Raw genomic sequence first — 20,946 nt, forward strand, 5'->3', positions numbered from 1 at the left:
GTCCCCGATCCGGGGGTCTCCACGACGGGGTCGCCCGGATCCGGGTTCTCCCAGTCGATCCCACCGTCGCTGCCGCTGTCCTCGTCTTCGTCCTCGTCGGGGATCGTGCCGCTGTCGGTGCCATCCGGGACGGATCCATCGTCGGTACCGTCTGGGACGGTTCCACCGTCGGTGTCGTCCGGGACGGTTCCACCGTCGGTATCGTCCGGGACAGTTCCACCGTCGGTATCGTCCGGGACAGTTCCGCTGTCCGTGTCCTCGAGGACGTCGTCCAGGACGCTTCCACGGTCGCCGTAGTCCGGGACCGTGGCGTCGTCGGTGTAGTCCGGTGCAGCCGTGTCGGTGCCACTCGTATCGGTGCCACTCGTAGCGGTGTCACTGCCCTCCGGCGCTCCGGATTCGGTGGTGACCTCACCCGGTGAGGCGACGTCGCTCTCGCCGGTCGACGGAGACTCCTCGATCAGCGTGTGGGGGCGACGGCCGTTGGCCAGTTCCGCCGCACGTTCCCGGGCTGCGGCGTCGGCGGCGACACGCTCGGCTGCCTCGGCTGCCGCNGGCCGCCGCGGCAGCTGCTTCCTCGGCTGCGCGGCGACGCTCCCAGTCCTGGTACTGCGCGCGTTGCCCTTCCAGGCCCGCAACGTTCACGCGGGCCCGGTCGAGTTCGCTCTGCGCGTTCGCACGTTCCTGCTCGATGCGCGACTTCTCCGCGGCCTGCCGACCGAGTTCCGCTCGCGCGACGGCGATCGCGGCCTCGGCCTCGGCCCTGCGCTGCTCGGCGGNCCGCCGCCGCGTCGGCCTCGAGCTTGGCCGCGCGTGCCCGCGAGTGGGAGTTGGCCTCCTGGGCCCGGGCGCGCTGGAGCGCATCGAGCACCGCGGTGCGCCCGGCGGACAGCAACCGCATGACCTGGGCGCGGTCGAGCAGAGCGTCGGGACCGTCGACGTCGAGGAAGGCCGCGAGGGAGACCGAGTTGGCGCCACGGGTGTAGCTGTCGCGGACGAACGCGTCGAAGTTCTTCTGGGCAGCGGCGATCCGGTCGGCGGCGTCGTCGAGTGCGCGGCGGGAATCCACGACCACCCGTTCGGCGAGATCCGCCGCGTCGCGCGCGCTCTGGAGATCGACGAGGGCGCGGTTGACGTCCTCGCGGCGGATGGCGACCTGCGCGTCGAGCTCGGCGAGCTGCTGATCCGCGTCGGCGATCCGAACGATCAGCTGCCCGACCCGGTCGATGTTGGCCGCGACGGCCGCACCTGCGCGGTCGATCTCGGCGTCCGAGGGGTTCGGTGGCGGGGGCGGCGCGGCGGACGCCGTCGTGGTCACGGTGAGGAGCACGGCTGTGACCAACCCCAAACCGGCAAGGAGCGTGCCGGTGCGCGTCCGCGGGGTGCGACCGGGCGTCGGACCGTCGGGTCGACGGCCTGCAGTGAGCGTCGTGGCGGTGCCGTCCGGCCCCGACCGTCGCGGAATCCCTCCGTGGATACCGAACCGTCTCACTTGCATCTCCCTCGGTCGCGCCTGGTGGCCGAGACATCCGGCCGGACGACCCGAGGAAGGCAGGCAGCATCCGCTCGCCGTGGGCGCCCCACGGCTCACACGCTGCAGTCGTACACCGGCTGCGGACAGCGTCCCCACGAGCCGGGTTGTGACACACCTTCCCCAAGAGCGTCATGAGAACCGTACGACACCTCAGGGGTATGTCGCATGACAGTCACGAAGATCGGCCGGAAGAACCCCGAAAGAACACGGTGCGGACACCGAGGAACGCCGTGACGACGCGGAACGATCTTCCCTGCCGGATTCCGTCACGGTCGGGGCGAGGACAACCCGGAGACGATCTCCGCGGTGACGGGAAAGAGACCTCAGACGTTCTCGGACGATGACGATCCGTTACCTCCGGCAACGGTCGCGTCACCGTCCGCGCGGCGGCGTTTGGCGAGCCAGGTCGCGCCGGCCGCAAGGGCGACCACCGCGACGATCAGCAGCGTCATCAACGTCCAGGGCGGTGACGGCTCGAGCACCGAGTCGACGAAGTTGCGTGTGGAGACCACCGGATCGCCGGTGTAGGTGCGATCCTGGGCGGCCTCGAGAGTGACGCGGTCGAGATCCTCGCTGAACGTCCCGACCCATCCCGGGCTGAGGACCAGCACCGTTCCGCCGTCTTCGGCGCCGACCTCCGTCGCGAGGTCGCGCAGCTGCGAATCCATACGGGGGTCCCGGTCGAGCACGACCACGCTGAGGTCGATCCCGTTCTCCTGCGCGCGCTGCACCTCGGCGACGAGGTCGTCGACGTACTGCGAGGGCGCCGCCACCTGGTCGTCGGCGAGATCGGCGAGCACTTTTTCGACCGAGACCCCGGTAGGAAGATCCGTGAGCGCAGGGCCCGGTATACGAAGCAGTGGCGCAGACATCTCTCTCCGGTGGTGCTGGGGCAGAAGCCGGGCGATACGGCGATCCGGCCGCGCGGAGACGACACGAAGCGCCACACCCGTGCGGCAAGGGAGAACACTACGCGATCGCGCGACGGCGGCTCCAAGCACTCGTCGCGAGCAGGGCCGATGCCGGCGGGACGCCTCGTCGACACGACGGACCCGACTTCGGTTCAATACAGGACAAGCGTACTGTTAGAATCGAGGGCGAGACGCCACGACTACTGCATCCGGGCCACGGGCCGCGGACGGACGTCGTGTGCCTCGCTTCAGCCGTCGACACAGCCCCGTCGGCGGCCAGCCGAAACGACGAGTGGAGCTGACGTGAGCACCAGTAGTGATTCGTTCGGCGCCAAGGGTTCGCTGCAGGTCGGAGACAACTCCTACGAGATCTTCCGCCTGTCGGCCGTCCCCGGCACCGAGAAACTTCCATACTCTTTGAAGGTCCTGGCCGAGAACCTGCTGCGCACCGAGGACGGTGCCAACATCACGGCCGATCACATCCGCGCCATCGCCAACTGGGATCCCTCCGCCGACCCGAGCATCGAGATCCAGTTCACGCCCGCGCGCGTGATCATGCAGGACTTCACAGGTGTCCCCTGTGTCGTCGACCTCGCCACCATGCGTGAGGCCGTCACCACCCTGGGCGGCGACCCGAACAAGGTCAACCCCCTCTCCCCCGCCGACATGGTCATCGACCACTCGGTGATCCTCGACTACTTCGGTCGCGCCGACGCCCTCGAGCGCAACGTCGACCTCGAGTACGAGCGCAACGGCGAGCGCTACCAGTTCCTGCGCTGGGGCCAGGGCGCCTTCGACGACTTCCGCGTCGTCCCCCCGGGCATGGGTATCGTCCACCAGGTCAATATCGAGTACCTCGCCCCGACCGTCATGGTCCGCAACGGGCAGGCCTACCCCGACACCTGCGTCGGCACCGACTCGCACACGACGATGGTCAACGGCCTCGGCGTGCTCGGCTGGGGCGTCGGCGGCATCGAGGCCGAGGCCGCGATGCTCGGCCAGCCGGTCTCCATGCTCATCCCGCGCGTGGTCGGCTTCAAGCTCACCGGTGAGATCCAGCCCGGCGTGACCGCGACCGACGTCGTGCTCACCGTCACCGACATGCTGCGCAAGCACGGCGTCGTCGGCAAGTTCGTCGAGTTCTACGGCGCCGGCGTGGCCGAGGTCCCCCTCGCCAACCGCGCGACCCTCGGCAACATGAGCCCCGAGTTCGGTTCGACCGCGGCGATCTTCCCGATCGACGGCGAGACCATCAACTACCTGCGCCTGACCGGCCGCAGCGACGAGCAGCTCGCTCTCGTCGAGGCGTACGCCAAGGAGCAGGGCCTGTGGCACGATCCGAGCCGCGAGCCCGAGTTCTCCGAGTACCTCGAGCTGGACCTGTCGACGGTCGTCCCGTCGATCGCCGGCCCGAAACGTCCGCAGGACCGCATCCTGCTGTCCGAGTCGAAGGTCGCCTTCCGCAAGGACATCCACAACTACGTGGAGGAGAACCTCCCGGCCGAGCACACCAAGCTCGACGAGGCCGTCGAGGAGACCTTCCCGGCGTCCGACCCGGCCGTGCTGTCCTTCGCGGACGACGGTGCCGTCGACGTCCACTCGGCTGCCAACGGCGCCCACGGACGTCCGTCGAAGCCGGTCAAGGTCGTCTCCGAGGAGCGCGGCGAGTTCGTCCTCGACCACGGCGCCGTGGTGGTCGCAGGTATCACCTCCTGCACCAACACCTCCAACCCGTCGGTCATGCTCGGCGCCGCGCTGCTCGCCCGCAACGCGGTCGAGAAGGGTCTGGCCACCAAGCCGTGGGTCAAGACCAACATGGCTCCCGGTTCGCAGGTCGTCAACGACTACTACGAGAAGGCCGGCCTGTGGCCGTACCTCGAGAAGCTCGGCTTCTACCTCGGTGGCTTCGGTTGCACCACCTGCATCGGTAACACCGGCCCGCTGCCCGAGGAGATCTCGAAGGCCGTCAACGACAACGACCTCTCGGTCACCGCGGTGCTCTCCGGCAACCGCAACTTCGAGGGTCGTATCTCCCCCGACGTGAAGATGAACTACCTGGCCTCGCCGCCGCTGGTCATCGCGTACGCGCTCGCGGGCACGATGGACTTCGACTTCGAGACCGACGCGCTGGGCAAGGACAAGGACGGCAACGACGTCTTCCTGAAGGACATCTGGCCTTCCGCCCAGGAGATCGACGACACCATCAAGTCGGCGATCAACCAGGACATGTTCCGCAAGTCCTACGCCGACGTCTTCAAGGGCGACGAGCGCTGGCAGAACCTCGAGACCCCCGAGGGCGACACCTTCGCGTGGGACGAGGATTCGACGTACGTCCGCAAGGCTCCGTACTTCGAGGGCATGACGATGGAGCCGGACGCGGTCAGCGACATCAAGGGCGCTCGCGTCCTCGCGCTGCTCGGCGACTCGGTCACCACCGACCACATCAGCCCGGCCGGTCCGATCAAGCCGGGTACCCCGGCCGCGCAGTACCTCGACGCCCACGGTGTCGAGCGCAAGGACTACAACTCGCTCGGCTCGCGTCGTGGCAACCACGAGGTCATGGTCCGCGGCACCTTCGCGAACATCCGTCTGCAGAACCAGCTGCTCGACGGTGTCTCCGGTGGCTACACCCGCGACTTCACCCAGGACGGTGCTCCGCAGGCGTTCATCTACGACGCCTCGCAGAACTACCAGAAGGCCGGCATCCCGCTGGTCGTCCTCGGTGGCAAGGAGTACGGTTCCGGCTCCTCGCGTGACTGGGCCGCCAAGGGCACCCGCCTGCTCGGCGTCAAGGCCGTCATCACCGAGTCCTTCGAGCGCATCCACCGCTCGAACCTCATCGGCATGGGCGTCATCCCGCTGCAGTTCCCGGCGGGCGAGTCGGCCGCGTCGCTGGGCCTGACCGGCACCGAGGTCTTCGACATCGAGGGCATCGAGAAGCTCAACGAGGGCGTCACGCCGAAGACCGTCCAGGTCACGGCGACCAAGGACAACGGCGAGAAGGTCACCTTCGACGCTGTCGTCCGCATCGACACCCCCGGTGAAGCGGACTACTACCGCAACGGCGGCATCCTGCAGTACGTGCTGCGGAACATGATCCGCGGCTGAGAGCAGTGCTCGTGACCCGATCGGTCACATCTGTGTGAAGCGGCGGGCCCGGGACGAGACNGCCCGCCGTCTCCCTCGAGCCGAAAGGAAGTGGCGCGTGCCCAAGGTCAGTGAGGACCATCTCGCCGCGCGGCGCAGGCAGATCCTCGACGGTGCCCGTCGCTGCTTCGCCGAATATGGTTACGACGGCGCGACCGTGCGACTGCTCGAAGATGCCACGGGTCTGTCCCGTGGCGCGATCTTCCATCATTTCAAGGACAAGGACGGACTGTTCCTCGCCCTCGCCCAGGAGGATGCGAGACGGATGGCCGACGTCGCGGCCAACGAGGGTCTCGTGCAGGTCATGCGCGACATGCTGTCCTCCCCCGATCAGTTCGACTGGCTCGGCACGCGGCTCGAGATCACGCGCCGTCTCCGCACCGACCCCGAGTTCGCGAGGGCGTGGACGCAGCATTCCGCCGAACTCACCGAGGCCACCGTCGGACGCCTCGAACGGCAGCGGGAAGCGGGCCGGTTGCGCGACGACGTGCCGACCGAAGTCGTCCTGGGTTATCTCGACCTCGTGCTCGACGGGCTCGTCGCCCGCCTCGCTTCAGGGCACACCGAACAGGACCTCGTCGCGGTTCTCGATCTCGTCGAGGAATCCGTGCGCCGGCGCGACTGACGCGCCGGATCCGTTCCTCACGCCTTCTCGTCGCTCGCTGCCGCCCGACGACGGTTCGGGCCGCCGCGGCCCCGCAGCCGCACCTGCGACTCCACGAGAACGTTGTGCACGAAACCGTAGGATCGACCGGTTTCCTGCGCGAGCCTCCGAATGCTCGCGCCCTCCTCGTAGCGGCGCTTCAGATCCTCCTGCAAGCGGTCCCGCGATTCCCCTGTAACTCGGGCTCCCTTCGCGTAGGTCGTCTCTCCACCACCGGAATTTCGCGCCATCGGATCCTCCCTGCGCCCTCGCCAAAGGTCCCTTTCCCAGGCTAGAGGACTGTCAGGTTGCGCGGACGCAGATCGGACCAGCGGGAGCGGATCGGGGGACGGATCCGACCGGGGCCCGATCAGGCGAGCTGGATGAGCTCGAGGTATTCCTGGGACCAGTGGTCCTCGGTTCCGTCGGGAAGCAGGATCACACGTTCCGGGTCGAGGGCCTCGGCGGCACCCGGATCGTGGGTGACCAGTACGACGGCACCCTCGTAGCTCCGCAATGCATCGAGCACCTGCTCGCGCGAGACGGGATCGAGGTTGTTGGTCGGCTCGTCGAGGAGCAGCACGTTCGCCGCGGACGAGACGAGCCCCGCCAGGGCGAGTCGCGTCTTCTCACCGCCGGAGAGCGTTCCGGCCGGCTGCTCGAGCTGCGGGCCGGTGAACATGAACGCGCCGAGCAGTCCCCGCAGGTCCTGTTCGCCGGCGTCCGGAGCGGCGTGCCGGATGTTCTCCCACACCGTCGCCGAGTCGTCGATGGTGTCGTGCTCCTGCGCGAAGTAGCCGATCTTCAGACCGTGGCCGGGTACAAGTTCGCCGAGATCCGGCTGCTCCACACCGCCGAGCAGCCGCAGCAGAGTCGTCTTGCCGGCACCGTTGAGGCCGAGGACGACGACGCGGCTGCCCCGGTCGATCGCGAGGTCGACGCCGGTGAAGATCTCCAGGGAGCCGTAGACCTTGGTCAGCTCCTTGGCCATCAGCGGGGTCTTGCCGCACGCGGCCGGCGTGGGGAACCGGATCTTGGCCACCTTGTCGGCGACGCGCACGTCGTCGAGGTCGGCGAGCAACTTCTCGGCTCGCTTGGCCATGTTCTGGGCCGCGGTGGCCTTGGTGGCCTTCGCCCCGAGCTTCGCGGCCTGCTTCTGCAGAGCGGACGCCTTCTTCTCGGCGTTCGCACGCTCGCGCCGGCGCCGCGCCTCGTCGGTGGCGCGTGCGTCGAGGTACTTCTTCCAGCCCATGTTGTAGACGTCGGCCTCGCCGCGCACCGCATCGAGGAACCACACCTTGTTCACCACGTCGGCGAGCAGGTCGACGTCGTGGCTGATGACGATGAGCCCACCGTCGTGGTTCTGCAGGAAGCCGCGCAGCCAGGTGATCGAGTCGGCGTCGAGGTGGTTGGTCGGCTCGTCGAGCAGCAGCGTGGTGTCGGACTTCCCGCCGGAGCCGTCCGAGGCGGCGAACAGGATGCGGGCGAGTTCGACACGGCGGCGCTGACCACCCGACAGCGTGTGCAGGGGCTGGCCGAGGACCCGGTCGGGCAGACCGAGGCTGTGGCAGATGCTCGCTGCCTCGGATTCGGCGACGTATCCGCCGAGGGTCGCGAAACGCTCTTCGAGCGAACCGTACTTGCGCACGGCACGATCGCGGATCTTCTCGTCGACGGCCTCCGCCATGAGCGCCTGCTGCTTCTCCATGCTGCGGAGGATCTCGTCGAGACCTCGCGCCGAGAGCACCCGGTCCTTGGCGAGGACGTCGAGATTGCCCTCCTTGGGATCCTGCGGCAGGTAACCGATGTCTCCGGAACGGATCACGGTGCCGGCGTAGGGTTCGCCTTCACCCGCGAGGATCCGCAGGGTCGTGGTCTTGCCGGCACCGTTACGTCCCACGAGGCCGATCCGGTCCCCGGCCTGCACCCGCAGCCCCGAGCCGGGGGCGGTGAGCAGCGTCCGCACGCCGGCGCGGACTTCGAGGTCGGTAGCGGTGATCACGCACGGGCTCCTAGAACGAAAGACGATGGATGAGTGCCATGGTGGCAAACAGCCGGGCACACGAACCACTCATTTTACCGTGACGGATGCTCTCCCCCACGGTGAGATGCACTACGCCTCCCCCGTGCGCAGCCGGCTTCTCCCACGCGCGACCTAGGCTGGCGCCCGTGACCCGACTTCCCCCCACCGACCTCGTCGTGGCCGGGCTCGGCCCCGCCGGACGTGCATTGGCGTTCCGTGCCGCCGCGGCCGGACTGTCGGTGACGGCCGTCGACGTGCGCCCGCAGCGTCGGTGGACCGCGACCTACGCGGCGTGGGCCGACGAACTGCCCGGCTGGCTGCCCGACGAGGTGGTGGCAGCGCACATCGACAGGCCCGCAGTGTGGACGACCGGGCCCCGCATCGTCGATCGCGCCTACCGGGTGCTGGACACGGCGTGCCTGCAGGACTTCCTCGCCCTCGACGCCGTCACGGTGGTCACGGATCGGGTACGCGACGTCGATGCGGACGGCGTGGTCCTCGGCGACGGACGCCGGGTGACTGCCCGCTACGTCGTCGATGCCCGCGGGGTTCCCACCGAACCGGAACGTGCCCAGCAGACGGCATTCGGGCTGATCGTCGACGATGCGACCGCAGCTCCGGCACTCGACGGCCACGACGCCTGGTTCATGGACTGGCGCCGCGACAACGGCACGGGCCCCGACGACGTGCCGTCCTTCCTGTATGCGGTGCCGGTCGGCGACGGACGCACGATCCTCGAGGAGACCTGCCTCGTCGGCCGCCCGGCACTCGGTCTCGGCGAACTCGAACGGCGCCTGCACATCCGCCTCGCGGCGCGAGGCGTGCACACGACCGGCGACGAGCAGGTCGAACGGGTGCGCTTCGCCGTCGAGAGCGCACCGACGGCACCCGGGGTGATCGGCTTCGGCGCTCGCGGTGGTCTCATGCATCCGGCCACGGGATACGCGGTGGCCACCGCCCTGTCCACCGCGGATGCGGTGATCGACGCGATGCGCCTCGGCGAGGACCCACAGCGCGTCCTGTGGCCGGTCCGTGCCCGCTCGGTGGCGACCCTGCGGCAGATGGGACTGCGGGTCCTGCTGCGACTCGACGCACGCGGAGCGATCGAGTTCTTCGACGCGTTCTTCGCCCTTCCGGTCGAGCAGCAACGCGCCTACCTGTCCGGTCGCGACGATGCGACCGGCATGGCGGCCACGATGTGGCGGCTGTTCCGGGTGCTGCCGATGGGTGCGCGCGCGACGATTCTGCGTTCGCTCCGCTGATCCGCCGGGTGCGGCGTGTGGCGAACGTCTCGGCGAACCGCCCGGTGAGTTTCGCAGCTTTCCAGCGTGGTCCCGAGGTGTCGATCATGATGGACACATGCGGTCGATCTGGAAAGGCTCACTCGCGTTCGGCCTCGTCAACGTGCCGGTGAAGGTGTACTCGGCGACCGAGTCGCACGACATCTCCTTCCACCAGGTGCACGCGAAGGACGGTGGGCGGATCAAGTATCAGCGTGTGTGTACCGAGTGCGGGGAGGTCGTCCCCTACCAGGAGATCGACAAGGCGTACGACTCCGAGGACGGCGAGCGGGTCGTGCTCACCGACGAGGACTTCGAGAAACTCCCGGCCGCCGAGAAGCACGAGATCCCGGTGCTGCAGTTCGTGCCCACCGAGCAGATCGATCCGATCCTGTTCGAGAAGTCCTACTATCTCGAACCCGATTCGTCGTCCCCGAAGGCCTACGGTCTGCTCGCCGCGACTCTCGAACAGAGCGACCGGACGGCGCTGGTGCACTTCACACTTCGTCAGCGCACCCGGCTGGCCGCCTTGCGCACCCGCGACGGACTGCTCATCCTGCAGACCCTGCTGTGGCCCGACGAGGTTCGCGCAGCCGAGTTCGAGTCGCTCGACGACATCGAGAAGCCGAAACAACGCGAACTCGCGATGGCCGAGACCCTGGTCGAGTCGATGTCCGACGATTTCGATCCCACCGAATTCACCGACGAGTACCAGGTGGAACTGCGCACGCTGATCGACGAGGCCCTCGCCCGCGGCGGCGAGAAGGTCTTCCAGGTCGCCGAACACGACACCGGCGAAGAGGACGCCGAGGTGCTGGACCTCGTGGCGGCCCTGCAGCGCAGCGTCGATGCGGCGGGCAAGAAGGTCCCGTCCGGTTCGTCCTCCGACGGGAAGAAGTCCTCGAAGGACGACGAGGACGAAGGCGAGGACGAGGGCACGAAGAAGAAGGCCCCCGCGAAGAAGACCGCGTCCAAGAGCTCGGCGTCGAAGAGCTCGGCGGCCAAGAAGACTCCTGCGAAGAAGAGCACGGCGAAGAAGACCGCGTCCAAGAGCTCGGCAGCCAAGAGGAGTCCCGCGAAGAAGACGGCCGCCAAGAAGACCTCCGGCGAACGCAAAGGCGCCTGNGAAGATCAGGCGCCGAGGCTCGGAGCCGGAGACAGCCGGATCAGACGGTGAAGCCGAGTGCGCGCAGCTGCTCGCGTCCGTCGTCGGTGATCTTGTCGGGACCCCACGGCGGCATCCACACCCAGTTGATGCGCAGCTCGTCGCAGAGGCCGCTGCGCACGAGTGCGCCCTTGGCCTGCTCCTCGATGACATCGGTGAGGGGGCACGCCGCCGAGGTGAGCGTCATATCCACGGTCACGGTCTCGTCGACCTCGGAGATCCCGTAGACGAGACCGAGATCGACGACGTTGATGCCGAGCTCGGGGTCGACGACGTCGCGCAGTGCCTCCTCGAGTTCGTCGAGGCGGCCCGGATCCAGCGGCGGGGCCGTGGCCGCGACCAGCGTCGAAGTCTCGTCCGCGCCGGCGTCGGCCGTCGGATTCTCGTCGGTGTTCACGGTGCCCGGTGCGGGTTCGGTCATCAGTTCTGTCCTCCGCTCGAAAGGGTGTGCGCGCCGCCCGCCAGGTCGGCGGGGGCTGCGTCCACGGTCTGCGCGACCGCGTCCTTGAAGGCCATCCAGCCCAGCAACGCGCACTTCACGCGCGCCGGGTACTTCGCGACGCCGGCGAACGCGATGCCGTCGCCGATCAGGTCCTCATCGCCTTCGACGGTGCCGCGACTGCCGACCATCTCGACGAACCCCTCGACGATCTTCAGTGCATCGCCGAGCGGAACGCCGATCACCTGGTCGGTGAGCACGGACGTCGATGCCTGGCTGATCGAGCAGCCCTGCCCGTCGTAGGAGACGTCGGCGACGGTGTCGCCGTCGATGTGCACGCGCAGGGTCACCTCGTCGCCGCAGGTCGGGTTGACGTGGTGCACTTCGGCGCCGAACGGTTCACGCAGTCCGCGATTGTGCGGGTGCTTGTAGTGGTCCAGGATCACTTCCTGGTACATCTGCTCCATCCGCATCGGATCACGCCTCCCCGAAGAACTTCTGGGCGCGCCGGATCGCCGCGCCGAGTGCCTGCACCTCGTCCGGCGTGTTGTACACGGCGAACGATGCGCGGGCGGTCGCGGCCACCCCGAAGCGGCGGTGCAGCGGCCAGGCGCAGTGGTGTCCGACCCGGATCTCGACGCCCTCGTCGTCGAGGATCTGACCGAGATCGTGGGCATGGATTCCGTCCACGACGAACGACACCGCCCCGCCCCGCTGTTCGGCGGTCGTGGGTCCGATGATGCGCACGCCGTCGATGCCGCCCAGCTCGGCGAGCGCAGCAGCGGTCAGCTCGTGTTCGTGCGCGGCGACGGCGTCCATCCCGATGTCCTGCAGGTAGCGCACGGCGGCACCGAGGCCGACGGCCTGCGAGACCATGGGCGAACCGGCCTCGAATCGCTGCGGCGGTGCGGCGAAGGTCGTGGCCTCCATCGTCACCGTCTCGATCATCGAGCCACCGGTGATGAACGGCGGCACGTCGGCGAGCAGGTCGCGGCGACCGTAGAGAACGCCGACGCCGGACGGACCGAACATCTTGTGTCCGGAGAACGCCGCGAAATCCACACCGAGGGCGCGGAAGTCGACGGCCATGTGCGGCACCGACTGGCACGCGTCGAGCACGACGATCGCGCCGACCTCCTTCGCGCGCCGCACGATCTCCTCGACGGGAGCGACCGCACCGGTCACGTTCGACTGGTGCGTGAACGCCACGACCTTCACGGCGTCGGTCAGCGTCAGCGAATCGAGATCGATGCGACCGTCGTCGGTGACCCCGTACCAGCGCAGGGTGGCACCCGTGCGCCGCGCGAGTTCCTGCCACGGAACGAGATTCGCGTGGTGCTCGAGCTCGGTGACGACGATCTCGTCACCGGGGCCGAGCCGGTGCGGGAACCGGTCGTCGGCGAAGGCGTACGCGACGAGGTTGAGCGACTCGGTGGCGTTCTTGGTGAACACCACCTCGTCGACGTCGACCCCGACGAAGGACGCGATGACGGCGCGGGCGTCCTCGTACGAGTCGGTCGCCTCCTCCGACAACGCATGCGCACCGCGGTGCACGGCCGCGTTCCGCGTCGCGAGGAACTCACGCTCGGCGTCGAGCACCTGTACCGGGCGCTGGGAGGTGGCCCCCGAGTCGAGGTAGACCAGGGGTTTGCCGTCGCGCACCGTGCGCGCGAGGATCGGGAAATCGGCCCTGATCCGGGCGATGTCCAAGGTCCGCACCGGCACCGTCATCCGATCACGCTCCTTGCGTTGCTGCCTGGGTGAAACGAACGTAGCCGTTGGTCTCGAGCTCGTCGGCGAGCTCCGGGCCACCGGACTCGACGACGCGGCCACCCACGAAGACGTGCACGAACTGCGGCTTGATGTAGCGCAGGATGCGGGTGTAGTGGGTGATGAGCAGGACGCCGCCGTTCTCGTTCTCCTGGTAGCGGTTCACGCCCTCGGAGACGACGCGCAGCGCGTCCACGTCGAGGCCGGAGTCGGTCTCGTCGAGGATGGCGATCTTCGGCTTGAGCAGACCCAGCTGCAGGATCTCGTGGCGTTTCTTCTCACCGCCGGAGAAGCCCTCGTTGACGCTGCGCTCGCCGAAGGCCGGATCGATGTCCAGCTCGGACATCGCCTGCTTGACCTCCTTGACCCAGTGGCGCAGCTTGGGGGCCTCGCCGCGCACGGCGGTCGCGGCGGTGCGGAGGAAGTTCGACATCGACACGCCGGGCACCTCGACCGGGTACTGCATGGCGAGGAACAGGCCGGCGCGGGCACGCTCGTCGACGCTCATCTCGAGCACGTCCTCACCGTTGAGGGTGATGCTGCCCGAGGTGATCTCGTACTTGGGGTGGCCGGCGATCGCGTACGACAGGGTGGACTTGCCGGAGCCGTTGGGGCCCATGATGGCGTGCGTCTCACCCGAGCGGACCGTGAGGTTCACGCCCTTGAGGATGTCGATCGGCTCGGCGTTCTCGTCGGTCTGTGCGACGCGGACGTGCAGGTCCTTGATCTCGAGGACGTTCGAAGGTGTGGACATCGAAATGCGTTTCCTTAGTGAAGTATCGGGAGTACGGGAGGCAGGGCCGGTCAGGCGCCGACGGCGGCGAGTTCCGCCTCGATGGCGGCCTCGAGCCGGTCGCGGACCTCGGTGACCGTGATGCGCTCGAGCAGCTCGTGGAAGAAACCGCGGACGACGAGGCGACGCGCTTCCTCCTCGGGGATGCCACGAGCACGCAGGTAGAACAGCTGCTCGTCGTCGAAGCGGCCGGTCGCCGACGCGTGTCCGGCACCGACGATCTCACCGGTCTCGATCTCGAGGTTCGGCACGGAGTCGGCGCGCGCACCGTCGGTGAGCACCAGGTTGCGGTTGAGCTCGAAGGTGTCGGTGCCCTCGGCCTCGGCGCGGATGAGCACGTCGCCGATCCACACGGTGTGCGCGTCGGGCTTGCCGGAGGCCGGATCGCCCTGCAGCGCACCCTTGTACACGACGTTCGACTTGCAGTTCGGCTGCGAGTGGTCGACGAGCAGGCGCTGCTCGAAGTGCTGACCGGCGTCGGCGAAGTACAGGCCGAGCAGTTCGGCGTCGCCGCCGGGGCCGTCGTACTTGGTGGTCGCCGAGACGCGCACGAGATCGCCGCCGAGCGCCACGGTGAAGTGGCGCAGCACGGCGTCACGGCCGAGACGGGCGTGGTGCGCGGCGACGTGCACGGCGTCGTCGGCCCAGTCCTGCACCGCGACGACCTTCAGCTGTGCGCTGTCGCCGAGCACGAACTCGATGTTCTCGGCGTAGGTGCCGCTGCCGCGCTGGTCGATGACGAGCGTGAGGTTGGCGAACGCCTCGAGCCGGATCTGCACGTGCCCGTAGGCGACGGCGCCCTCGCCCGGTCCCGTGATCGTCACGGTGACGGGTTCGGCGACCTCGACCTCGCGGCCGACGGTGAGGACGGTCGCGGTCTCGAACGACGAGTACGCCTGTGCTGCGATCCGGTCGAACGGCACACCGGCCTGTCCGAGTCGCGCGTCGTCGCGCGCCACGGTCTCGACCTGCACGCCGTCGACCGGGGTGACCTCGACGGTCGCGGTGCCGGTCGCGGGAGCGGTGCCGTCGTGCAGACCGCGCAGGCGGCGCAGCGGGGTGAACCGCCACACCTCGTCGCGACCCGACGGAATCTCGAAGGCGTTCACATCGAAGGACGTGAAGACCTCACCCTTGTTGATTGCCGGCTTGCCGGCGGTGTTGACCGCCGGGGCACGATTCTCGGCGCGCACGGCATCCTGCACGCCCGTCGCGGTAGCCGGCGTGTTCTTCGCTTCCGCAGTCATTTAGCCGACTGCCCCTTCCATCTGCAGTTCGATCAGGCGGTTGAGTTCGAGGGCGTACTCCATCGGCAGTTCCTTGGCGATGGGCTCGACGAACCCGCGCACCACCATCGCCATGGCCTCGTCCTCGTCGAGTCCGCGGCTCATGAGGTAGAACAGCTGGTCGTCGCTCACCTTCGAGACGGTCGCCTCGTGACCCATCGTGACGTCGTCCTCACGGATGTCGACGTACGGGTAGGTGTCGGAACGGCTGATCTGGTCGACGAGCAGCGCGTCGCACTTGACCGTCGACTTCGAGCCGTGGGCGCCCTTGTTGACCTGCACGAGGCCGCGGTAGGAGGCACGTCCACCGCCGCGCGCCACCGACTTCGACACGATGGTCGAGGAGGTGTGCGGAGCCAGGTGCAGCATCTTCGCGCCGGTGTCCTGGTGCTGGCCCTCGCCGGCGAAGGCGACGGAGAGCACCTCACCGCGAGCGTGCTCGCCCATCATCCACACGGCCGGGTACTTCATCGTCACCTTGGAACCGATATTGCCGTCGATCCATTCCATCGAGCCGCCGGCCTCGACCTTGGTGCGCTTGGTCACCAGGTTGTAGACGTTGTTCGACCAGTTCTGGATGGTCGTGTAGCGGCAGTGGCCGCCCTTCTTGACGATGATCTCGACGACCGCGGAGTGCAGCGAGTCGGACTTGTAGATCGGCGCGGTGCAGCCCTCGACGTAGTGCACCGAGGCGCCCTCGTCGACGATGATCAGGGTCCGCTCGAACTGGCCCATGTTCTCCGTGTTGATGCGGAAGTAGGCCTGCAGCGGGATGTCGACGTGCACACCCGGCGGGACGTAGATGAACGAGCCACCCGACCACACCGCGGTGTTCAGGGCGGAGAACTTGTTGTCGCCGGCGGGGATGACCGTGCCGAAGTACTCCTTGAAGAGTTCGGGGTGCTCACGCAGACCCGAGTCGGTGTCGAGGAAGATCACGCCCTGGCTCTCGAGGTCCTCGCGGATCTGGTGGTAGACCACCTCGGACTCGTACTGGGCGGCGACACCGGCGATGAGGCGCTGCTTCTCCGCCTCCGGGATGCCCAGCTTGTCGTAGGTGTTCTTGATGTCCTCGGGGAGCTCGTCCCAGCTCGCGGCCTGCTTCTCCGTCGAGCGCACGAAGTACTTGATGTTGTCGAAGTCGATCCCGTCGAGGTTCGAGCCCCACACCGGCATCGGCTTCTTGTCGAAGGTGCGCAGCGCCTTGAGGCGGATGTCGAGCATCCACTCGGGCTCGTTCTTCTTGGCGGAGATGTCCCGCACGACCTCTTCGGACAGGCCGCGCTGCGCCGTGGCGCCGGCGGTGTCGGGGTCCGCCCAGCCGTATTCGTAGTGGCCGAGAGAATCGATCGTCTCTTCCTGCGTCAGCGGCGCGGTGCCGGACGTCTGATCCGATGCGACGGTCATGCGAGCTCCTTCCGGAGTCTGGTGGGCGTCGGCGCGGGCTGTGCGTCGACGGTCGACGGGTGGGTGGATGTCTTCCTGGTGTGCCCTGGTTCGCGGAGCACTCGCGGTGGGATCGTCACGTGGGCGGCTCCGGACGGGGCACATCCGCTCTGGGGAGAACGGGCACGTGTGTCGTGCAGAAGGCGTCGCCGTTCGCGATCGTCGCGAGGCGTTGCACGTGGGTTCCGAGGATCCGCACGAAGGCCTCCTGCTCCGCCTCGCACAGTTCGGGGAACTGCTCTGCGACGTGCGAGACCGGGCAGTGGTGCTGGCAGATCTGCACGCCGGTGCCGACGCGGCGGGTCGACGCGGCGAAACCGGAGGCGGTGAACGCCCCGGCGATCTCCTCGGCGACGCTCTCGACGTCGTCGACGTTCTCGTCGGCGGGCGCGATGGTGCCGAGGATCGAGTCCACGCGGCGGCGTGCGAAGTCCTCCACGGCAGCGTCGCCGCCGAGTTCGCGGAGGTGCCGCATGGCGGCGGTGGCGAGATCGTCGTAGGAGTGCCCGAGGCGAGCGCGTCCGACGGCGGTGAGCTGGAAGCGGCGGGCGGGACGGCCACGACCGCGTCCTTGGCGGCGCGGCGGCGCGGCGGCCTGCGCCTCGCCGGACTCGATGAGGGCGTCGAGATGGCGTCGCACGCCCGCGGCGCTGAGCCCCAGACGCTCGCCGATCTCCGGCGCGGTGATGGGACCTTCTTCGAGCAGCAGCTGCACGACGGCGGCGCGGGTCTGACCCTCCGGGATCTCGCGGCCCGTCGAAGCAGGATTCTTGCGGGTGTCCTCGACGCGCGACGCCGACGAGGCAGGTGCGTGACCTGCGCGTTCTGCGGTGTCGGTGGCGTCGGACGGGTATTTCACAACACCAGTGTGACGGAATTCGGAAGCACGGTCCACCAAGGGTGCCCTTTGTTACACCTCATGACGGAGCCGTCGGAGAGCACCCTCGCCGTCCCGTTACGCTTCTGACGTGCCGTCGACTCCTCCCCTGTCCGCCCCGCACACGACGTCTCCGTCGCCGGGCCGATCCGGGGTCCGCGAACGGCTGCACGTGTGGATCCGACGCGCCCTGGGCCTCGACGCCCCGGGACCACACGCCGATGTCTCGGTCGTCCTGCACGGCGACGAGACCGAAGGTCGCGGACTCGACGCGATCGAGAACGTCTACCTCCACCGCATCCGGCTGCTCGGCGCCACCGGTGCCGTCCTCATGGCGGTCGGGGCACTCGGCGCCGGCGCCCAGCCGGTCCTGCAGAACCCCGTGCAGGGCGTCCGCGCCCTCGGACTGGCGGCACGCATGCCGAGCGCCGCCCTCACGACGACCATGATCGGCACGGCGCTGGTGATCCTCGCCTGGTTGCTGCTCGGCCGGTTCGCGATCGGCCGGGGCGCACCGGACGGTCCCGTGCGCCGACTGTCCCGGTCGCAGCTCGACCGCACCTTGCTGCTGTGGATCCTTCCGCTGGTCGTCGCGCCGCCGATGTTCAGCAAGGACGTCTACTCGTATCTCGCGCAGAGCGAGATCGCGGCGCGCGGGCTCGATCCCTACGCGATCGGTCCGGCCGGCGCGCTGGGGGTCGACCACGTCCTGACCCGGACGGTGCCGAACATCTGGCGCGACACCTCGGCCCCCTACGGCCCGGCCTTCCTGTGGATCGGCGAGAAGATCACGTACCTCACGGGCGAGAACATCGTGGCCGGCATCTTCGTCCACCGGCTGCTCGCGCTCGTGGGTGTGGCCCTGATCGTGTGGGCGCTGCCGCGGCTCGCCCGCCGGTGCGGCGTCGCGTCGGTGAGCGCGTTGTGGCTCGGTGCTGCGAACCCGCTGTTGCTCTTCCACCTGGTCGCGGGCATCCACAACGAGGCCCTGATGCTCGGGCTCATGCTCGCCGGTGTCGAGCTCGCGCTGCGGGCCGTCCACCCGGACGACGAGGCGGCCTCGCGCCTACGTCTCACGGGGTGGCTCGCGGCCGGCACCGCGCTGATCGCCCTGTCGTCGATGATCAAGGTGCCCTCGCTGCTCGCGCTCGGATTCGTCGGCATGGCCCTTGCCCGCAAGTGGGGTGGCGGCTTCCGCGCCGTGCTCGCCGCCGCCGCGATCCTCGGGATCGGGACCTGCGTCGTCATCGGCGCTGTGAGCTGGGGCAGCGGCCTGGGCTTCGGCTGGACGAAGACCCTGGGCACCGCCACGGAGGTCCGCAGCTGGATGTCCATCCCGACCCTGCTCGGCATGGGTACCGGCCTCGGCGGCGTGCTGCTCGGTCTCGGCGACCACACGACGGCCGTGCTGTCCATCACTCGCCCCATCGCCGCGCTGGTGGCCGCTTTCGTCACGGTGCGCATGCTGCTCGCGGTGCTCATGGGACGGATCCATCCGGTCGGTGCGCTGGGGGTCTCGCTGGGCGCGATCGTGCTGCTCTTCCCGGTCGTGCAACCGTGGTACCTGCTGTGGGCGGTGATCCCGCTCGCGGCCTGGGCGACCCGCCCGGTCTTCCGGATCCCCACCATCGCGTTCTCGTCGGTGGTCGGCATGATCCTCATGCCCAACGGCAGCGAATACCAACCGTTCATCATCGTCCAGGCGTCGATCGCGACCATCGTCGTGGTCGGGCTGATCATCGTCGCCACACGCTCCCGGCTGCCGTGGCGGCTGCAGGAGCGCACACCACCGCGTCCGGCGGAAACCGCGGACGCCTAGGCTGGAACCCTGTGACCCCGAGTTCTCCCGCCGGTGCGGTACCGGCCGTGCGCCTGGACGGCGTCGTCAAGACCTACGGGGGCGTCACCGCCGTGAACGGTCTCGATCTGACCGTCGAACGCGCCCAGGTGCTCGCCCTCCTCGGCCCGAACGGCGCCGGTAAGACCACCACCGTGGAAATGTGCGAGGGGTTCGTCACTCCCGACGCGGGCACGGTCCGCGTCCTGGGGCTCGATCCCGTCGCCGATTCCGACGCCCTCCGCCCCCGGATCGGCGTGATGCTGCAGGGTGGCGGCGCCTATCCCGGTTCGCGGGCCGGCGAGATGCTCGACCTGGTGGCGGCGTACTCGGCGGATCCTCTCGACCCCGACTGGCTGCTCCAGCGCCTCGGGCTCACCGACGCCCGCCGCACCCCCTACCGCCGGTTGTCGGGCGGACAACAGCAACGCCTCGCGCTCGCGTGCGCGCTGGTGGGGCGCCCCGAACTGGTGTTCCTCGACGAACCGACGGCGGGTCTCGACGCGCAGGCCCGGCTGCTCGTCTGGGAACTGATCGACGCGCTGCGCCGCGACGGCGTGAGCGTGCTGCTCACCACCCACCTCATGGACGAGGCGGAAGAGCTCGCCGACGAGATCGTCATCATCGATCACGGGCGGGTGGTCGCCGCAGGGACACCCGACGAGGTCACCCGCGACGGCGCCGAGGGCCAGCTGTGGCTGACCGCGCCTCCGGGCCTCGACCTGAGTGCCCTGCAGTCCGCCCTGGCCGGCACCCACCGGATCCGGGAGGACAATCCCGGGCGGTATCTCGTCGAGGGCACGATCGAACCGTCCGTCGTCGCGGCCGCGGCGACCTGGTGCGCGAACCTGGGCGCACTGGCAACCGAGATCCGGGTGGATCAGCGCAGCCTCGAGGACGTCTTCCTCGAGTTGACCGGTCGGGAGTTGAGAGGGTGAGCGTGACCCACGATCGTCTGGCGAACAACCGGTTCGCGGAAGGGACCTTCACCCCGCGACCGCAGCCGAACTCGCCGTCGAAGATGCTCGCGGCGCAGACCGCCATGGAACTCAAGTTGCTGCTGCGCAACGGCGAGCAGCTCCTGCTGACCATGTTCATTCCGATCACGCTGCTGATCGGCCTGTCGCTGCTGCCGATCGGCGATCTCGGTGACTCGCGGGTCGACAGCGTGCTGCCCGCGGTGATGATGGTGGCCGTGATGTCGACGGCGTTCACCGGTCAGGCGATCGCCGTGGGCTTCGACCGCCGCTACGGCGCCCTCAAGCGGATCGGCGCGACCGCGCTGCCCAAGTGGGGAATCATCGCGGGCAAGAGCGCGGCGGTGGGCATCGTCGTCGTGCTGCAGGCCGTGTTGCTCGGTGCCATCGGGCTGGCCCTGGGCTGGCGCCCCTCCCCCGTCGACCTGCTCATCGGGGCGGTCGTCATCGCCTTGGGCACGGTGATGTTCGCGACACTGGGGCTGCTGCTCGGCGGAACCCTGCGCGCCGAGATCGTGCTCGCCCTCGCGAACATCGTGTGGTTCGTGCTGTTGGGCATCGGCAGCGTCGTGGTGCTCGGCGACGTGATCCCCGAAGCGGTGGTCCACCTGCTGCGGATCGTGCCGTCGGGGGCGTTGACGCTCGCGCTCGAGAACGCCACCTCGGGTGTGTTCGACTGGTTGTCGATCGTCTCGCTGCTCGTGTGGACGGTGATCGGCGGCACGGCCGCGGCGCGCTGGTTCCGCTTCACCTGAGTCGTGGGCAGCCCGATCGGGCACGACCCAACTACAGCGTGTAGTGGTTCACGCCGTACCATC

General features: G+C 68.7%; 17 protein-coding genes. 7 read left to right on the top strand and 10 right to left on the bottom strand.

All coding sequences use genetic code 11. The features are described 5' to 3' along the window. Positions 1–1,857: 1,857 nt before the first annotated feature. Positions 1,858–2,406: an Rv1476 family membrane protein gene (locus tag ACLBYD_RS08780; RefSeq protein ID WP_447816126.1), complete on the bottom strand. Its 549-nt coding sequence runs from the start codon at positions 2,404–2,406 to the stop codon at positions 1,858–1,860. Positions 2,407–2,748: 342 nt separating this feature from the next. Here ACLBYD_RS08780 and acnA point away from each other — a divergent pair, with 342 nt between their 5' ends. Then, positions 2,749–5,553 carry an aconitate hydratase AcnA gene (gene acnA / locus ACLBYD_RS08785; protein WP_447816127.1) on the top strand — a complete coding sequence of 935 codons (2,805 nt, stop codon included), beginning with the start codon at positions 2,749–2,751 and terminating at the stop codon, positions 5,551–5,553. 97 nt (positions 5,554–5,650) lie between these two features. Further along, positions 5,651–6,217: a TetR/AcrR family transcriptional regulator gene (locus tag ACLBYD_RS08790; protein WP_006551512.1), complete on the top strand. Its 567-nt coding sequence runs from the start codon at positions 5,651–5,653 to the stop codon at positions 6,215–6,217. Between the two features lie 17 nt (positions 6,218–6,234). On the opposite strand, the gene ACLBYD_RS08795 is transcribed toward ACLBYD_RS08790, so the two are convergent. Together ACLBYD_RS08795 and ACLBYD_RS08800 are read right to left on the bottom strand one after the other, a co-directional pair. Next, entirely contained in the window at positions 6,235–6,486 is a 252-nt protein-coding gene (locus tag ACLBYD_RS08795) for a helix-turn-helix domain-containing protein (RefSeq protein ID WP_026061044.1), read from the bottom strand. 119 nt (positions 6,487–6,605) lie between these two features. Next, positions 6,606–8,237: an ABC-F family ATP-binding cassette domain-containing protein gene (locus ACLBYD_RS08800; RefSeq protein ID WP_447816128.1), complete on the bottom strand. Its 1,632-nt coding sequence runs from the start codon at positions 8,235–8,237 to the stop codon at positions 6,606–6,608. A 167-nt stretch (positions 8,238–8,404) separates the two neighbouring features. Between ACLBYD_RS08800 and ACLBYD_RS08805 the strand changes: the two genes are divergently transcribed. Both ACLBYD_RS08805 and ku read left to right on the top strand, forming a co-directional pair. After that, positions 8,405–9,520 carry a lycopene cyclase family protein gene (locus ACLBYD_RS08805; RefSeq protein WP_447816129.1) on the top strand — a complete coding sequence of 372 codons (1,116 nt, stop codon included), beginning with the start codon at positions 8,405–8,407 and terminating at the stop codon, positions 9,518–9,520. A gap of 97 nt (positions 9,521–9,617) precedes the next feature. Then, on the top strand, positions 9,618–10,715 hold the full coding sequence (ku, locus tag ACLBYD_RS08810) for a non-homologous end joining protein Ku (protein WP_447816130.1): 1,098 nt from the start codon (positions 9,618–9,620) through the stop codon (positions 10,713–10,715). Here the strand turns inward: ku and ACLBYD_RS08815 are convergent. The 7 genes from ACLBYD_RS08815 to ACLBYD_RS08845 all read right to left on the bottom strand — a co-directional run bounded on the left by ACLBYD_RS08815 (position 10,705) and on the right by ACLBYD_RS08845 (position 17,296). Beyond that, positions 10,705–11,124, bottom strand: a complete 420-nt coding sequence (locus ACLBYD_RS08815; RefSeq protein WP_016691730.1) for a metal-sulfur cluster assembly factor — start codon at positions 11,122–11,124, stop codon at positions 10,705–10,707. The two genes, ku and ACLBYD_RS08815, sit on opposite strands and share 11 nt — an antisense overlap. Continuing rightward, entirely contained in the window at positions 11,124–11,615 is a 492-nt protein-coding gene (gene sufU / locus ACLBYD_RS08820) for a Fe-S cluster assembly sulfur transfer protein SufU (protein WP_026061042.1), read from the bottom strand. Before sufU ends, ACLBYD_RS08815 begins: the two co-directional genes overlap by 1 nt. Before the next feature lie 4 nt (positions 11,616–11,619). Then, complete coding sequence (locus ACLBYD_RS08825; protein WP_016691728.1) at positions 11,620–12,873, bottom strand: cysteine desulfurase; 1,254 nt, start codon at positions 12,871–12,873, stop codon at positions 11,620–11,622. Between the two features lie 4 nt (positions 12,874–12,877). Continuing rightward, on the bottom strand, positions 12,878–13,666 hold the full coding sequence (gene sufC / locus ACLBYD_RS08830; RefSeq protein ID WP_016691727.1) for a Fe-S cluster assembly ATPase SufC: 789 nt from the start codon (positions 13,664–13,666) through the stop codon (positions 12,878–12,880). Positions 13,667–13,716: 50 nt separating this feature from the next. Further along, positions 13,717–14,952: a Fe-S cluster assembly protein SufD gene (gene sufD / locus ACLBYD_RS08835; RefSeq protein WP_447816131.1), complete on the bottom strand. Its 1,236-nt coding sequence runs from the start codon at positions 14,950–14,952 to the stop codon at positions 13,717–13,719. Next, the gene (gene sufB / locus ACLBYD_RS08840; RefSeq protein ID WP_006551501.1) at positions 14,953–16,398 is read right to left on the bottom strand and encodes a Fe-S cluster assembly protein SufB; all 1,446 of its coding nucleotides are present in this window, start codon (positions 16,396–16,398) and stop codon (positions 14,953–14,955) included. It lies immediately after the preceding gene. A 115-nt stretch (positions 16,399–16,513) separates the two neighbouring features. Continuing rightward, positions 16,514–17,296: a helix-turn-helix transcriptional regulator gene (locus tag ACLBYD_RS08845; protein WP_447816132.1), complete on the bottom strand. Its 783-nt coding sequence runs from the start codon at positions 17,294–17,296 to the stop codon at positions 16,514–16,516. Positions 17,297–17,405: 109 nt separating this feature from the next. Here ACLBYD_RS08845 and mptB point away from each other — a divergent pair, with 109 nt between their 5' ends. The 3 genes from mptB to ACLBYD_RS08860 are packed head-to-tail and all read left to right on the top strand — an operon-like array spanning position 17,406 to position 20,883. Next, complete coding sequence (gene mptB, locus ACLBYD_RS08850; protein WP_447816134.1) at positions 17,406–19,133, top strand: polyprenol phosphomannose-dependent alpha 1,6 mannosyltransferase MptB; 1,728 nt, start codon at positions 17,406–17,408, stop codon at positions 19,131–19,133. Positions 19,134–19,144: 11 nt separating this feature from the next. Next, complete coding sequence (locus ACLBYD_RS08855; RefSeq protein ID WP_447816135.1) at positions 19,145–20,089, top strand: ABC transporter ATP-binding protein; 945 nt, start codon at positions 19,145–19,147, stop codon at positions 20,087–20,089. Beyond that, complete coding sequence (locus ACLBYD_RS08860) at positions 20,086–20,883, top strand: ABC transporter permease (RefSeq protein WP_006551497.1); 798 nt, start codon at positions 20,086–20,088, stop codon at positions 20,881–20,883. The genes ACLBYD_RS08855 and ACLBYD_RS08860 overlap by 4 nt, the downstream gene beginning before the upstream one ends. Positions 20,884–20,946 lie beyond the last annotated feature (63 nt).

The sequence above is a fragment of the Rhodococcus sp. C26F genome, from assembly GCF_053345925.1.